14 protein-coding genes are annotated in these 14,703 nt (G+C 70.1%); 5 read left to right on the top strand and 9 right to left on the bottom strand.

Annotated elements, in window-relative coordinates; all coding sequences use genetic code 11:
• The first annotated feature begins 166 nt into the window (after positions 1-166).
• On the top strand, positions 167-1,564 hold the full coding sequence (locus tag AB0P29_RS12595) for a DUF222 domain-containing protein (RefSeq protein WP_363380227.1): 1,398 nt from the start codon (positions 167-169) through the stop codon (positions 1,562-1,564).
• 163 nt (positions 1,565-1,727) lie between these two features.
• On the opposite strand, the gene dnaG is transcribed toward AB0P29_RS12595, so the two are convergent.
• The 3 genes from dnaG to dusB are packed head-to-tail and all read right to left on the bottom strand — an operon-like array spanning position 1,728 to position 6,110.
• A complete protein-coding gene (dnaG, locus tag AB0P29_RS12590) occupies positions 1,728-3,581 on the bottom strand; it encodes a DNA primase (protein WP_363380225.1) in 1,854 nt (617 codons plus the stop codon).
• A complete protein-coding gene (locus tag AB0P29_RS12585) occupies positions 3,581-4,945 on the bottom strand; it encodes a deoxyguanosinetriphosphate triphosphohydrolase (protein ID WP_363380223.1) in 1,365 nt (454 codons plus the stop codon). The genes dnaG and AB0P29_RS12585 overlap by 1 nt, the downstream gene beginning before the upstream one ends.
• Before the next feature lie 4 nt (positions 4,946-4,949).
• Positions 4,950-6,110, bottom strand: coding sequence for a tRNA dihydrouridine synthase DusB (gene dusB / locus AB0P29_RS12580; protein ID WP_363380221.1), 1,161 nt, complete (start codon positions 6,108-6,110; stop codon positions 4,950-4,952).
• A 63-nt stretch (positions 6,111-6,173) separates the two neighbouring features.
• Between dusB and AB0P29_RS12575 the strand changes: the two genes are divergently transcribed.
• Entirely contained in the window at positions 6,174-6,668 is a 495-nt protein-coding gene (locus AB0P29_RS12575; protein ID WP_363380219.1) for a glutathione peroxidase, read from the top strand.
• On the opposite strand, the gene AB0P29_RS12570 is transcribed toward AB0P29_RS12575, so the two are convergent.
• On the bottom strand, positions 6,669-7,346 hold the full coding sequence (locus tag AB0P29_RS12570; RefSeq protein ID WP_363380216.1) for a DsbA family oxidoreductase: 678 nt from the start codon (positions 7,344-7,346) through the stop codon (positions 6,669-6,671).
• Between the two features lie 59 nt (positions 7,347-7,405).
• Here AB0P29_RS12570 and AB0P29_RS12565 point away from each other — a divergent pair, with 59 nt between their 5' ends.
• A complete protein-coding gene (locus AB0P29_RS12565) occupies positions 7,406-7,972 on the top strand; it encodes an AAA family ATPase (protein WP_363380214.1) in 567 nt (188 codons plus the stop codon).
• A 2-nt stretch (positions 7,973-7,974) separates the two neighbouring features.
• Here AB0P29_RS12565 and AB0P29_RS12560 read toward each other — a convergent pair whose 3' ends face one another.
• Both AB0P29_RS12560 and recO read right to left on the bottom strand, forming a co-directional pair.
• Positions 7,975-8,781 carry an isoprenyl transferase gene (locus AB0P29_RS12560; RefSeq protein ID WP_363380212.1) on the bottom strand — a complete coding sequence of 269 codons (807 nt, stop codon included), beginning with the start codon at positions 8,779-8,781 and terminating at the stop codon, positions 7,975-7,977.
• Positions 8,778-9,506, bottom strand: coding sequence for a DNA repair protein RecO (gene recO, locus AB0P29_RS12555; RefSeq protein WP_311283652.1), 729 nt, complete (start codon positions 9,504-9,506; stop codon positions 8,778-8,780). The genes AB0P29_RS12560 and recO overlap by 4 nt, the downstream gene beginning before the upstream one ends.
• 35 nt (positions 9,507-9,541) lie before the next feature.
• On the opposite strand from recO, the gene AB0P29_RS12550 reads away from it, so the two are divergent.
• Positions 9,542-10,228 carry a TRIC cation channel family protein gene (locus AB0P29_RS12550; protein WP_217531459.1) on the top strand — a complete coding sequence of 229 codons (687 nt, stop codon included), beginning with the start codon at positions 9,542-9,544 and terminating at the stop codon, positions 10,226-10,228.
• Between the two features lie 27 nt (positions 10,229-10,255).
• Here AB0P29_RS12550 and leuA read toward each other — a convergent pair whose 3' ends face one another.
• Positions 10,256-12,016, bottom strand: a complete 1,761-nt coding sequence (gene leuA / locus AB0P29_RS12545; RefSeq protein WP_217531460.1) for a 2-isopropylmalate synthase — start codon at positions 12,014-12,016, stop codon at positions 10,256-10,258.
• Positions 12,017-12,201: 185 nt separating this feature from the next.
• Here leuA and AB0P29_RS12540 point away from each other — a divergent pair, with 185 nt between their 5' ends.
• A complete protein-coding gene (locus AB0P29_RS12540; protein WP_217531461.1) occupies positions 12,202-12,828 on the top strand; it encodes a hypothetical protein in 627 nt (208 codons plus the stop codon).
• 16 nt (positions 12,829-12,844) lie between these two features.
• Here the strand turns inward: AB0P29_RS12540 and AB0P29_RS12535 are convergent, their stop codons facing one another.
• Both AB0P29_RS12535 and era read right to left on the bottom strand, forming a co-directional pair.
• Entirely contained in the window at positions 12,845-13,774 is a 930-nt protein-coding gene (locus AB0P29_RS12535; protein ID WP_363380207.1) for an NADP-dependent oxidoreductase, read from the bottom strand.
• A gap of 38 nt (positions 13,775-13,812) precedes the next feature.
• Positions 13,813-14,703 (bottom strand): GTPase Era, encoded by an 891-nt coding sequence (gene era / locus AB0P29_RS12530; RefSeq protein WP_363380204.1) that lies wholly within the window; start codon positions 14,701-14,703, stop codon positions 13,813-13,815.

The following is a 14,703-nucleotide window of genomic DNA, read 5'->3' as shown; positions in this document are numbered from 1 at the left end:
TCGTGATCCGCGCACGCATTCGAGCGTGGGCTCGTGAGGTGTCGCGACGTCCGCTCGCGGCCGGCTGACGAGGATGAGAAGACTCTCATTCTCGAGGTGTGCATAACGTGTGTTCTGGGCCGGTTTTGCCGGGGTGGATGTCGGTGGCCAGTGGCAGAGTGAAGGTATGACGGATGCGGCGGAAACCCCCGGTGGCGAGGACTATCTCGCTGCTCTGGCGGGGGTCGTCGCTGGCGTCGATTCCGCGGCTCGACGGATCGCCGCAGCGCAGATCGACGAGCTGCGTATGCTCGCTGCGGCGGGCCGGTTGGCGGAGGCGCAGATCGCGCAGCGCAACGCGCGCGTCCAGATCCACGACATGGCCCTGCGATCGATCGCCGCGGAGGTCGGGGGCGTGATGCGCGTCACCGATCGGACCGTGCAACGGCGGATCGGTGAAGCGCGGACGTTGATCGAGGGCTTCCCCGCGACGATCGAGGCGTGGGAGCAGGGTCGGATCGTCCGCGGGCACGCGATCGCGATCCTCGAGACCGGGACGAGTCTGCCCGCGGAGGTGTGGGCGGAGTTCGAGCAGGTCGCGATCAGCCGATGCGAGAAGGACACCCCGAACCGGGTGCGGGGCGAGTTGGAGATCCTCGCACACCGGATGCATCCTCGCTCGTTCGCGGAACGGCACGAGGAAGCCGCCGCTGGGCGCTGCGTGCGGATCGTGCCGGGACGAGACGGGATGAGCGACGTGGTCGCAACCGTCCCCACGGTGATCGCCGAGGGCATCCACGACCGGCTCACGCAGCAGGCACGGGCGATCATCGACACCCGCGACGAACGCATCGCTGCGCGCGGAGGTGTCGGTGTCGCTTTCGGGGAAGCAGCCACGACGCACAGCGACAGCGATAGCGAAGACGCCGCCGCCATCGTTGCCACTGACAACCGCTCCACCGATCAAGTCCGGGCCGACGTGTTCGCGGACCTGCTCCTCGCCGGGACACCCGCCCTCGACGACACCCGCGACACCACCGCAGGCCCGCTCGGTGCGATCCGGGCACGCGTGCAGGTGCTGGTCCCCGCCGCCGCCCTCACGGGCGAGGACGATGGGCCGTGCGACCTCGCCGGGCGCTCCCCCATCGACCCCGCGACCGCCCGCACCCTCGCCGGCGGTGCGCAGATCTGGGAACGTCTGTTCCACGACCCCACCACTGGTGTCACGGTGTCGACAGATTCGTACCGGGTTCCGTCGGGGATGCGCCGGTTTCTGCAAGCCCGCGATCAGCACTGCCGTTTCCCCGGGTGCCGGGTCGCTGCCATCCGCTGCGAAGTGGACCACACGCACGATCACGCCCTCGGCGGACGAACAGAACTGTCGAACCTCGCTCATCTGTGCCAACGACACCACTCGATGAAGCAATTCACCGCGTGGAGGGTCCGACAACTCCAGGGTGGCGTCCTGGAATGGACCTCACCCCTCGGCAGGATCTACCGCGAAGACGCACCGACACCGGCCGTCGCCTTCACCCCTGCCGCACCACCACCACCGACCGCACCAGCGGAACCTGCACCCTTCTGAGTATCACTCGGCAATCAGAGCGCGTCGCTCGCGTAGACCGGCAAACACGCCTGAGCGTGACGCGGCGGGGAGAGAGCGTCGCCCGCGCAGTCCACCGTCGCGCGGCGGTGCGAGAACGCCCCGCATCCCACCATCCCGCGTTTCTGCGCGGCGACACAAAGCGTCAGACGAGATCAGCCAGCGTCCGGCGCCGCTGGTCGAGGTCCCGCAGGGCGACCCGGACCGCGCGACCCTCCTCGGAGTCCGCCGGCACGCGCTGAACGGCGCCGAGCAGCTCCGCCTTCTCCCGATCCATCGCCCGCAGCCGAAGTCGACGGCACAGCGCACGCGCCGACGTCATCGCCTCCACCTCCGTCAGCGCCGGGAACGACGCCGTCAACAGCTCCGCGGCGAGCCCGCGATACGGCTCCCGCGTCGCATCCACGGCAGCCGTCGACCACCCGACACGCGAACGGTCCGGCTGCGCCGCCACCGCCTGGCGCACCGCGTCGAGCGCCGGATGCTCCATCGGGATCTGCAACGCGGCATCCACCTCTTCCCGGTCGATGACGTGCCCGTACTGCAGCACACCCATCAGCGCATCCCGCTCGAGGGTCACGCTCGCCGTCCGCGGAAGGCTCGCCACCGTCACCCGCAACGACGGAGCCGCACCATCCGAGGACCTCTCGACCGGAGCCGCCTCCGGCTCCCGCGGGCCGCGCGGCCCGCGCGCCGCGCGCTCCACCGCCGGAGTGACCTCACCGAGGTCCATCCCGAGCTTGCGCGCCAGCACCCGCGTGTACCCCGGCCGCAGCGACGAGTCGCGGATCTCCGCGACGATCGGCGCGGCCGCGCGCAACGCGCCGACCCGGCCCTCGACGCTCCCGAGATCGAACCCGGCCAGCTTCTGGTCGATCACGAACTCGAACATCGGCGCCTTCGCGTCCATCAACGCCCGCACGGCGCCGTCGCCGCGATTGAGCCGCAGATCGCACGGGTCGAGACCGTCCGGCGCGACCGCCACGTACGTCTGCGCCGCGAACCGCCTCTCCTCCGAGAACGCCCGCAACGCCGCCTTCTGCCCCGCGGCATCCGGATCGAACGTGAAGATCACCTCGCCCGAGGCACTGTCGTCACCCATCACCCGGCGCAGCACCGTGATGTGGTCCGACCCGAACGCGGTGCCGCACGTCGCGATCGCCGTGGTCACCCCGGCGAGGTGGCACGCCATCACGTCGGTGTACCCCTCCACGACGACGACACGGTGCGAGCGGGAGACGTCCTTCTTCGCGAGGTCGAGACCGTAGAGGACCTGCGCTTTCTTGTAGATCGGCGTCTCGGGCGTGTTCAGGTACTTGGGCCCCTGGTCGTCCTCGTACAGCTTCCGCGCCCCGAAGCCGATCGTCTGGCCCGTGAGGTCGCGGATCGGCCACACCACCCGTCCGCGGAACCGGTCGTACACGCCGCGCTGCCCCTGCGACACGAGCCCCGCCGTCGCCAACTCCTCGTCGGTGAAGCCCTGCGCGCGCAGGGCGTCGCGCATGTTGTTCCACCCCTTCGGGGCGTATCCGACACCGAAGTGCGCGGCGGCACCGGCATCGAACCCGCGTTCGCCGAGGAACCGGCGACCCGCGTCGGCCTCCGCTGTCGCGAGCTGCGCGCGGAAGTACTCGGCCGCGGCCGTGTTCGCCTGGTAGAGCCGCGTGCGGCCGCCGGTCTCGGGCGCAGCACCGCCGTCCTCGTAGTGCAGCTGATACCCGATGCGAGCCGCGAGACGCTCGACCGCCTCCGTGAACGACAGGTGGTCCATCGCACGCAGGAACGAGTAGACGTCGCCCGACTCCCCGCAGCCGAAGCAGTGGTAGTACCCCGCCTGCGGCCGCACGTTGAAGCTCGGACTGCGCTCATCGTGGAACGGGCAGAGCCCCTTGAGGGACCCCACCCCCGCTGACTTCAGGGCGACCCGCTCCCCCACGATGTCCGCGATGTTCGTCCGGGCCTTCACCTCGTCGACGTCGGACTGCCGGATGCGGGCCATCAGAGACCTTCGATCGGCTCGGGAAGGGCGAAGCTCGCGTTCGCGACGACCCGCGACCCCGCCGGCCACAAGCCGAGTTCGCGCAGGTCCACGGGCCCGACCAGAGCCGAGTGCCACTCGATCGCGAAACGGTCGGTGAGCGTCGCCACCTGATCGACCACGACGCGCTTGCGTTCGGCATCGCTCGATGCCGCCGCGAAGTCCACCGCGTGCACCCGATCGAGGTGCTCCGGACGCTCCAGCAGAGCCGACGCGAGGCGCTTCAGCACCCGACGCTGCTCCTTGTAGAGCCCCTTACGACCGTCGATCGACACGACGAACGCCCCGATCGTGCCCTTCAGCACCGCCATCTCGGCCTCGATGACCCGCGGCACGATCATCCGTCCGCGGTAGCGGGTCAGCGCGGGCGTGTCGTAGTGCTCGCGCGTCGCCGCCGTCGCGGCACGAGCGAAGCGCCCGATGAAGTCGGACGTGAGGTTCTTCAGCCGGGCCACCGACGCCCGCGTGCCGTCGAAGTCGGTCATCCACTCGGGCAGTCGCACGAGTCGGTACAGCGCATCCGCGAGTTCATCGCGGCTGAACCCGAGCCCGACCCACGACTGGATCGCCGTCAGCAGCGCCTCGCGCTCCCGGGCATCCGCGAGTCGGCGGGGATCGAGGTAGCCGTTCAGGACGGCGTCCTCGAAGTCGTGCACCGAATAGGCGATGTCGTCGGAGAGGTCCATGACCTCGGCCTCGATGCACCGCACCCGACCGGGCGCGCCCTGCCGCATCCACCGGAAGATCGCCTCGTCCTCGGCGTACACACCGAACTTCTGGCGTCCTCCAGGATCCGGGATCGCGTGATCCGCCGTCCACGGGTACTTGCAGGTCGCGTCGAGGCTCGCGCGGGTGAGGTTCAGCCCGAAGCTCTCGCCGTCGTCGTCGACGACCTTCGGCTCGAGACGGGCGAGGATCCGGAGCGACTGCGCATTGCCCTCGAACCCGCCGATGTCCTCGGCCCACTCGTTGAGCGCCCGCTCGCCGTTGTGCCCGAAGGGCGGATGCCCGAGGTCATGGCTCAGGCACGCCGTGTCGACCACGTCGGGCGAGAGCTCGAGCGCGATTGCGAGCTCGCGTCCCACCTGCGCCACCTCGAGCGAGTGGGTCAGCCGGTTGCGGGCGAAGTCGTCGGGGCTCGCCGGGCTTAGCACCTGCGTCTTGGCCGCGAGCCGCCGGAACGCCGCGGAGTGCAGCACCCGGGCGCGGTCACGGGCGAACCCGTCGCGCAGGGAACGATGCTTCTCCGGGTGGAAACGCTCGGCGTCGTGGTCGTCGTAGCCCGTGGGACGTCCGGCGGCGATGCCCACGCTCGCGCCGATCATCGACTCAGCCGCCACTGGTGTCGAGCTCCGCATCCGCAAGGGCGGTGGATGCCGCGTGTCCGATCTCGCGCGAGTCGAGCCACCCGTCGGGCAGGGCCGGCCGCTTCGGCGTGCCCGCACGCCCGCGCTGACCCTCCGCGGCGGCGCCGGGGTACGGCGCGTCGAGGTCGAGCGTCGCGAGCAGCTCGTCGATCTCCGCGAGGCTCGACGCGGTCGCGAGGCGAGCCCGCAGGTCACCCCCGACGGGGTAGCCCTTGAAGTACCAGGCGACGTGCTTGCGGATGTCACGGCAGCCGCGGTCCTCGTCCTCGAAGAACTCGACCAGCAGCTCCGCGTGGCGACGGAACGCGGCCGCGACGAACCCGAGGGTCGCATCGACGGGCGGAGCGGCGTGGCCGGTGCCGAGTTCGCGCGCGAGGTCACCGAAGAGCCAGGGGCGGCCGAGGCATCCGCGTCCGACGACGACACCGTCGCAACCGGTCTCGGCCATCATCCGGCGGGCGTCCTCCGCCGACCAGATGTCGCCGTTGCCGAGCACGGGGACGCTCGTGACCGTCTCCTTCAGCCTCGCGATCGCGGACCAGTCCGCGTGGCCCGAGTAGAACTCCGATGCCGTCCGCGCGTGGAGCGCGACGGCGGCGACGCCGGCGCCTTCAGCGATCCGGCCCGCCTCGAGGTAGGTCAGGTGGTCGGAGTCGATGCCCTTGCGCATCTTGACGGTCAACGGGATGTCGCCAGCGGCCTTCGCGGCGCGTTCGACGATCTCGCGGAACAGCTCGGTCTTCCACGGCAGCGCCGCGCCGCCGCCCTTGCGGGTCACCTTGGGCACGGGGCATCCGAAGTTCAGATCGACGTGATCGGCGTGATCCTCCTCGACGATGATCCGGACCGCGGCCTCGACGGTCGCCGGGTCGACGCCGTACAGCTGGATCGACCGGGGGGTCTCGGACTCGTGATGGCGGATGAGCCGCATCGTCGTGGCGTTGCGCTCGACCAGAGCGCGCGTCGTGATCATCTCGCTCACGTAGAGGCCCGCACCGTACTCGCGGCACAGGCGGCGGAAGGCCGTGTTGGTGATGCCGGCCATGGGTGCCAGGACGACGGGAGCGTCGAGGGTGATCGGCCCGATACGCAGGGGCGCGGGGGGTGCGAGGGTCGAGGACATATCCTTCCCATTCTCCCAGACGGCGAGCGCTTACGGCATCGGCGCGCGTCTTATCGTGGAGACATGACCGAAACCCCCTCCCTCCGCGACATCCCGTTCACCACGGCCGACGGGAGGGAGGCGACACTGGGCGACTTCGGCGACAAGGCGTTCCTCATCGTCAACGTCGCGTCGAAGTGCGGTCTGGCCCCGCAGTACGAGCAGCTCGAGGAGCTGCAGACGACGTATGGCGAGCGCGGCCTGCAGGTCATCGGGTTCCCGTGCAACCAGTTCATGGGGCAGGAGCCCGGGTCGATGGAGGAGATCCTCGACTACTGCGCCGTCAACTGGGGCATCACGTTCCCCATCATGGACAAGATCCGGGTGAACGGCTCGCACGCCGCTCCCCTCTACAAGGCGCTGAAGAAGACTCCGAACGCGGAGCGCGCGAAGGGCCCCGTCATGTGGAACTTCGAGAAGTTCCTCGTGACCCGGGACGGCGAGCTGCACCGCTTCCGTCCGCAGACCAAGCCGAACGAGCCCGAGGTGATCGCGGCGATCGAGGACGCGCTGGCCTGATCAGCTCGCGGCCGACGCCTCCGCGCGCTCGGACCACACCTGACGTGCGATCTGCGCGAACGCCTCGGCGGGCTGCGCCCCGCTGACGCCGTACTTGCCGTCGATGACGAAGAACGGCACACCCTGGATGCCGTAGGCCTGCGCCTGCGCCTGGTCGGCCCGCACCGCCTCGAGGTAGCGGCCGGACTCCAGCGCGTCGCGCGCGGCCTCCCGATCGAGTCCTGCTTCGGCGGCGAGATCGACGAGGTCGTCGATGCGACCGACGTGACGGCCTTCGGTGAAGTAGGCCGACATGAGCCGCTCGGTCATCTCCTTCTGGAGACCCTGCTCCTTGGCGAAGTGGAGCAGCTCGTGCGCCTTCACCGTGTTCGTGTGCTTCAGCAGGTCGAACCGGTACTCGAGGCCTGCCTCGGCGGCGACACCCGTCACCCGGTCGAGCATCGGCTTGACCTGCTCGGGTGTCATGCCCTTGTGCTGCGACAGGAAGTCGACCTCGTTCCCGTCGAAGTCGATGGGGGTGTCCGGGGACAGCTCGTACGAGTGGAACGTCACCTCCACGCGGGGGGCGTCGGCGTCGTCCGCCGTCGCCGCGAGCCCCGTCTCGAGGTTGCGCTTGCCGATGTAGCACCAGGGGCAGGCGATGTCGCTCCACACGTCGATCTTGATGGCATCCGTCACATCGCCTGCAACGCGCCGGGCACTCGCATCTATTCCCGCCGCCGTCCTAGGCTGGCGGGATGCTCTCCGCCGACGACCCGCTGCCGGCTCTGCCGCGTCGCGTCGTGATCGCGGGCACGACGGGGGTGGGCAAATCCACCCTCGCACGACGGCTCGCCGACCTGTGGCACCTCGAGTACACCGAGCTTGACTCGCTCTTCCACGGACCGGGCTGGACGCCCCGGCCCGAGTTCCTCGACGACGTGCGCCGCGTCGCCGCCGGTGAGCGGTGGGTGTCGGAGTGGAACTACTTCAGCGCGGGCGGTGGGCAGTTGCTCGGCGAGCGCGCCGACCTCGCGGTGTGGCTCGACCTCCCCCGTCGCATCGCGCGCGCCCGGCTCGTGCGACGCACCCTGCGGCGCAGCATCCTGCGGCAGCCCCTGTGGAACGGGAACGTCGAGCCTCCCCTGTGGACGGTCCTCCGCGACCCCGACCACATCCTGCGCTGGGAGATGCGCACGCACGGCACCTGGCGGGAACGGATGCCGCGGGTCGCCGCCGAGTACGACGTGCCCGTCGTGCGCCTCCGGCATCCGCGGGAGGTCGAGCGCTGGCTCGCGGGCCCCGCCGCGCGAGCCGCGGACTGACCTCAGGAGGACGTCGGGGCGTCCTTGGCCCCGCCGAAGCGGCGGTCGCGCGACAGATAGAGCTCGATCGCGCCCCACAGGTCGGTCCGCGAGAAGTCGGGCCACAGCGTGTCGAGGAACACCATCTCGGCGTACGCCGCCTCCCACAGCAGGAAGTTGGACGTCCGCTGCTCACCGCTCGACCGCACGAAGAGGTCGACGTCGGGCATGTCGGGGACGTACAGGTGGCGCCGGAGCGTCTTCTCGGTGATGGCCGAGGGCTTCAGCTTTCCGCGGGCGATCTCCTCACCCATCGCCCGCATCGCGTCGATGATCTCCAGCCGCCCGCCGTAGTTGATGCACATCGTCAAGGTCAGGCCGGTGTTGCCGGACGTCAGCTGCTCGGCGTACTGCAGTTCCTTGATGACCGAGCCCCACAGGCGCGGCTTGCGCCCGGCCCAGCGGATGCGCACGTTCCACTCGTTCAGCTGATCCCGGCGACGGTGCAGCACGTCGCGGTTGTATCCCATGAGGAAGCGCACCTCCTCGGGCGAACGCGCCCAATTCTCCGTCGAGAACGCGTAGACGCTGAGGTGCCTGACGCCCGCCTGGATCGCCCCGGCGACGACGTCGAGCAGCACCTCCTCGCCGGCGCGATGCCCTTCGATCCGGGTCAGCCCGCGGCGGTTCGCCCACCGGCCGTTGCCGTCCATCACGATCGCGACGTGGCCCGGCACCGCCCCCTTCGGGAACTCCGGCGGGTACAGCCCGGTCCAGTCGAGCGGTCGATAGGGCACCGCGTCGCGATGCGTGTACGGCTTGGGACTCACCGAGGCGCCTCCAGGTGGGACAGGGAACGGATGCCGCGCTCGGTGTGCCACTGCGCGTAGGCGGCGATGAGGCCGGAGGATGCCGCGGTGGCGCCGGACGAGGCGGCATCCACCACATCCCACTCCCCCGCCAGCAGCGCCCGCAGCAGATCGCCGGTCTCGACACTCACCCGCGGAGCACCGGTGGGCGCGCACGCGGCGCAGACGATGCCACCCAGCTGCGCGACGAACCACTCGTGCGGGCCGGGAGCACCGCACCGCGCACACTCCCGCAGGGACGGCGCCCACCCCGAGAGCGACATGACCCTCAGCAGGTACGAGTCGAGCACCGACCGCGGGGCGTGGTCGCCGCGGGCGAGGGCGCGGAGCCCGCCGACGAGGAGGAGGTACTGCTGCGGCGTCGTCTCGGCCTCGTTGAGCCGGTCGGCGGTCTCGGACATGGCGGATGCCGCGGTGTACCGGTCGTAATCGGTAGCGATGTCCGCACCGTAGGCGCCCAGGGACTCGGCCTGCTGCACGATGTCGAGCGAGCGGCCCTTGTACATCTGGACGTCGGCGACCATGAACGGCTCGAGCCGGGCGCCGAACTTCGACGACGTCCGCCGGACACCCTTCGCGACGGCGCGCACCTTGCCGTGACGACGGCTGAGCATCGTCACGATGCGGTCCGCCTCGCCCAGCTTGTGGGTGCGAAGGACCACGACCTCGTCGCGGTAAGTGGGCACCCCTCGATTATCCCGCGACCGGGCACAATGAAGGCGTGACCGAGCCGCAGTTCCTCATCCCCCTCTGGGCCGACCTGACCGCCGTCGGGCTCGGCGGCGTACAGGGCGCCCTGTTCGCCTCGGGGTTCCAGGGTCAGCGCCGACTCGATCTGCTCGGGGTCGCGATCATCGGCGTCGTCATGGGCCTCGGCGGCGGCATGATCCGCGATCTGCTCTTGAACACGACACCGGTCGCCCTCCAGAGCGACGGATACCTCATCACCGTCACCGCCGCGGCCCTCGTCGGGATGCTGCTGGCGAACCTCTTCCAGCGGCTCAACGCCGTCATCGTGGCGCTCGATGCCGTCGCGATCGGCATGTTCGGCGCACTGGGGACGACCAAGGCGTTGGCGCTCGGCCTCCCCCTCATCCCGTCCGTCTTCGTCGGCGCGTGCGCGGCGGTCGGCGGGGGCCTCCTGCGCGACGTGTTCATGGGTCTCCCCGTCGCGATGATGCACGTCGGCTCGCTCTACGCCGTCGCTGCAGCGGTGGGATGCGCCGTCCTGGCCGTCCTCGACCTCGTCGGCGTCGCGGCGGTGCCGGCGGCGATCACCTGCATCGCGGTGACCGCCGTCATCCGGGTCCTCGCCGTCGCGTTCGACATCTCGCTGCCGGAGCAGCGCGCCCTCTACCGGCGCAAGGTCGCCGTTGAGACCTCGACCATCCCGATCATCAGACCGTGATCCGGTCCCGACGGCGACCGCGCGGACTCAGACGCCGGCGAGCTCACTCTCGGACACGCGGCTGCGGATCGCCCGGTTGACCGCCGAGACGACCGCCTTCAGGCTCGCCGTCGAGATGTCACCGTCGATGCCGACGCCCCAGAGGCGCTGGTCCCCGACCTGCAGCTCGACGTACGCGGCCGCGTGCGCGTCGCCGCCGGCACCCAGGGTGTGCTCGACGTAGTCGTAGAGGGAGATCTCGAAACCGCGCTCGCCCAGCACCTTCAGGAAAGCCGCGATGGGACCGTTGCCGGCGCCCGTCGCCGAGACGCGCTCCTCGCCGTCGCGGAGCGTCACCTCGAGCGCGACCTCCCCGGACATGTCGCTCTGCGTACGGGTCGACAGCAGTTCGAAGCGACCCCACTTCTCGTCGGCGGCGGCAGCGGGCAGATACTCGTCGGAGAAGATCGACCAGATCTGACCGCTCGAGACCTCGCCGCCCTCGGCATCCGTCTTCGCCTGGACGACCCCCGAGAACTCGATCTGCAGCTTGCGCGGCAGGTCGAGCGCGTGGTCGGTCTTCAGCAGGTAGGCGACACCGCCCTTGCCGGACTGCGAGTTGACCCGGATGACGGCCTCGTACGAGCGTCCCAGGTCCTTCGGGTCGATGGGCAGGTACGGCACGGCCCACTCGATCTCGTCGACCGAGACGCCCGCCGCCTGGGCACGCGCCTCCATCGCCTCGAAGCCCTTCTTGATGGCGTCCTGGTGCGACCCGCTGAACGCGGTGAAGACCAGGTCGCCCGCCCAGGGGCTCCGCTCGGGCACGGGCAGCTGGTTGCAGTACTCGGCGGTGCGCTTGACGTGGTCGATGTCGCTGAAGTCGATCTGCGGGTCGATGCCCTGCGTCAGCAGGTTGATCCCCAGGGCGACCAGGTCGACGTTGCCCGTGCGCTCGCCGTTGCCGAAGAGGCATCCCTCGATGCGATCGGCCCCGGCCATGTAGCCGAGCTCCGCCGCGGCGATCGCGGTGCCGCGGTCATTGTGGGGGTGCAGCGACAGGATGACGTTCTCGCGGTGCGCCAGGTGCCGGCTCATCCACTCGATCGAGTCGGCGTACACGTTGGGCGTCGCCATCTCGACGGTCGCCGGCAGGTTGATGATGACCTTGCGCTCAGGGGTCGGCTCGAAGACCTCGATGACCTGGTTGCAGACGTCGACGGCGAACTCGAGCTCGGTGCCGGTGTAGCTCTCGGGCGAGTACTCGTAGTAGACGGTCGTCTCGGGGATCGTCTTCTCGTACTCGCGGCACAGGCGGGCGCCCTCGAGGGCGATGTCGATGATGCCCTGCTGATCGGTGCGGAAGACGACCTCGCGCTGCAGCACGCTCGTGGAGTTGTACAGGTGGACGATCGCCTGCTTGGCACCGGCGATCGACTCGTACGTGCGCTTGATGAGGTGGTCGCGGGCCTGCGTCAGCACCTGGATCGTGACGTCCTCGGGGATGAGGTCCTCTTCGATCAGCTGGCGCACGAAGTCGAAGTCGGTCTGGCTCGCGCTCGGGAAGCCGACCTCGATCTCCTTGTAGCCCATCTTCACGAGCAGCTCGAACATGATCCGCTTGCGCTCGGGGCTCATCGGGTCGATGAGCGCCTGGTTGCCGTCGCGCAGGTCGACGGCGCACCAGCGGGGCGCGACCTCAATGCGCTTGCCCGGCCACGTGCGATCGGGCAGCTCGACGCGGATCTGCTCGTGGAACGGGCGGTACTTGTGGATCGGGGCGCCGGAGGGCTTCTGGGTGTTTCGCATGATGGGTGCTTCTTCTCTCGTCACTGGTGCGGACCCACGACAACCTCCGCGACGAGTTGGTCCTAGATCGAGGACTCGTCGCGGCGACGAAGAAGGAGGCCGCAGAAGCGCATACTGACACGTTACACCCCGATCCGAAGCGCCGACATCCGAGACGGATGCCGCGGCCCCGACACTCTCCCGGTATGACGCTCCGCCGATCCGCCGCCGTCCTGCTCGCCGGCGCCACCCTGCTGCTCACCTCCTGCGCCGCCGCGGCTGATGCGGGCGGCTCCGCTGCGCCTCCCGGGGCTGCCCTCGCCGCGCTGACACCGGAGAACCCGACCGGCGAGGTGCTCGCACAGGGAACCGTCCTCGACGACGGGACGACGGCGAAGCTGTGCCTGGGGGCCGTCGCCGAGTCCGCGCCGCCGCAGTGCAGCGGCATCCCCCTCGTCGGATGGTCCTGGGAGGGCCTCACGGACGCGGCTTCTGCCGGCGGCACGACCTGGGGGACGTACGCGGTGCGCGGTGTCTACGACGGCGAGAGCTTCACCGTCCGCGACACACCCGTCCCCCTCGCACTGTTCGACCCGATCGCACTGCCCGACCCCACCGGCGGGAAGGCGGGCGCCGCATCCGCTCAGGACGCCGCGACGATCCAGTCGATCGTGCCCGATGCCCTCGGCTCGGGCTACCTCGGTTCGTACGAACAGGACGGCTGGGTGTACGTCGACGTGATCTGGGACGACGGCACCTGGCAGCGCGCGGCGAACGAGGACTTCGGTCCCGGCAAGGTGATCGTCCGGTCCGCGCTGCGCTCCGTCGACTGAGCGGCGTCGCTCTCCGTCAGGGCAGCAACGCGAGCTTGCCGCCCGGGTGCCCCTCCATGAGGAAACGCGCCGCCTCGACCGCGTCGGCGAACGGGAAGGTGCGGGCGACCGGCACCTCGAGCAGTCCGCGCTGCGCGAGGTCGACGAGCTCGCCGCGGACGGCGTCACGGAAGGCCGCGCTCGCGCGCAGCATGCCGCCGATCGCGACGATGCCCTCGGACTCGAGGTCGCGACGGACGATCGTGATGATGCGGGTCCGGTCCTCGACGAGCGCGAGCGAGGCCTCGATCGCCTCGTCGGTCCCCACCCCGTCGAGCGACGCGACGAAGGAGGCGCCCGCCGCGGCATCCTTCGCCCGGTCGACGAGACCCGGGCCGTACGCGATCGGGATGCCGCCGTAGCGCCGCACGACGTCGGCGTTCCGCTCGCTCGCCGTCCCGACCACGCGGACACCGCGGATCGCCGCCTGCTGCAGGAAGCTCACGCCGACCGCGCCGGAGGCGGCGTGGAACAGCACCGTGTCGCCGCTTCGCGCACCGCTGAGCTCGAGCAGTTCGGCGGCCGTCGCCCCGGCCAGGAGCAGGTTCGCGGCTTCGGGATGCGTGAGGCTCGACGGCTTCGCGAAGACCTTCTCGGCGGGGACCGTCACCTCGGTCGCGTACCCGCCGCTGACGCGGAACGCGAGCACCTCGTCGCCGACCGTCGCCGTGCCCGAGCCGATCCGCGTGTCGGCACCGAGCGCGGTGATCTCGCCGGCCACCTCGTACCCGATCGGGAAGGGGAACGACGCGCCAGGACGAGTGGGGTACTTCACATCCGCGGGGTTCATCCCGGCGGCGTGCACCCGGATGGTCACCTCGCCGGGGCCCGGTGCCGGCACCTCGACCTCGCGGAGCTCCCACTGCGACAGACCCTCCGGCCCCGTCGCGAACCATGCCTGTGCCATGCCGTCGTCCTTCCGTGAGATGCCGGCGCCGTCGCCGGTCAGAATCCGAGGCGCCCCAGTTGCTTGGGGTCGCGCTGCCACTCCTTGGCCACCCGGACGCGCAGCGACAGGAACACGCGGCCGCCGACGAGCGGCTCGATGCCCGCTCGCGACCGCGCCCCGACCTCCTTCAGACGGGACCCGCCGCGGCCGATGATGATGGCCTTCTGGCTGTCGCGCTCGACGACGATGTTCGCGTACACGTCGGTCAGATCACTGTCCTCGCGCGCCGAGATGTCCTCCACCGTCACGGCGATGGAGTGGGGCAGCTCGTCGCGGACGCCGTCGAGCGCCGCCTCGCGGATGATCTCGGCGATCCGATCCTCGACGCTCTCGTCGGTGACGACCCCTTCGGGGTAGAGCGCGGGGCCCTCGGGCATGAGCTTCAGCAGTTCGTCGGCGAGCACGTCGAGCTGGTCGTCGGTGACGGCCGAGAGCGGGATGACGGCGGCCCAGTCCTCGCGCAGCGCGTCGACCTCCATGAGGCGCTCGGTGATCTCCTCGCGGGTCGCGATGTCGACCTTCGTGACGATGGCCACCTTCTTCGCGCGACCGTACCCGTCGAGGGATGCCGCGATCCGCCGGTCGCCGGGCCCGACCTTCTCGGTGGCCGGCACGAGGAATCCGATGGCGTCGACGTCGCCGAGCACCTGCTCGACGAGGTCGTTGAGGCGCTGACCCAGCAGCGTCCGCGGCTTGTGGATGCCGGGGGTGTCGACGATGACGAGCTGTCCGCTCGGGCGGTTCAGGATGCCGCGGATCGCCTTTCGGGTCGTCTGCGGCTTGTCGCTCGTGATCGCGACCTTCTCGCCGACGAGGGCGTTGGTCAGCGTCGACTTGCCCACATTGGGGCGTCCGACGAACGTCACGAAACCGGAACGGTCGGTCAC

The organism is Microbacterium sp. NPDC080220 (assembly GCF_040686395.1).
Taxonomy (GTDB): Bacteria; Actinomycetota; Actinomycetes; order Actinomycetales; family Microbacteriaceae; genus Microbacterium; species Microbacterium gawkjiense.
The sequence above is the reverse complement of the archived record's forward strand: the minus strand, read 5'-3'. Positions and strand labels throughout refer to the sequence as shown.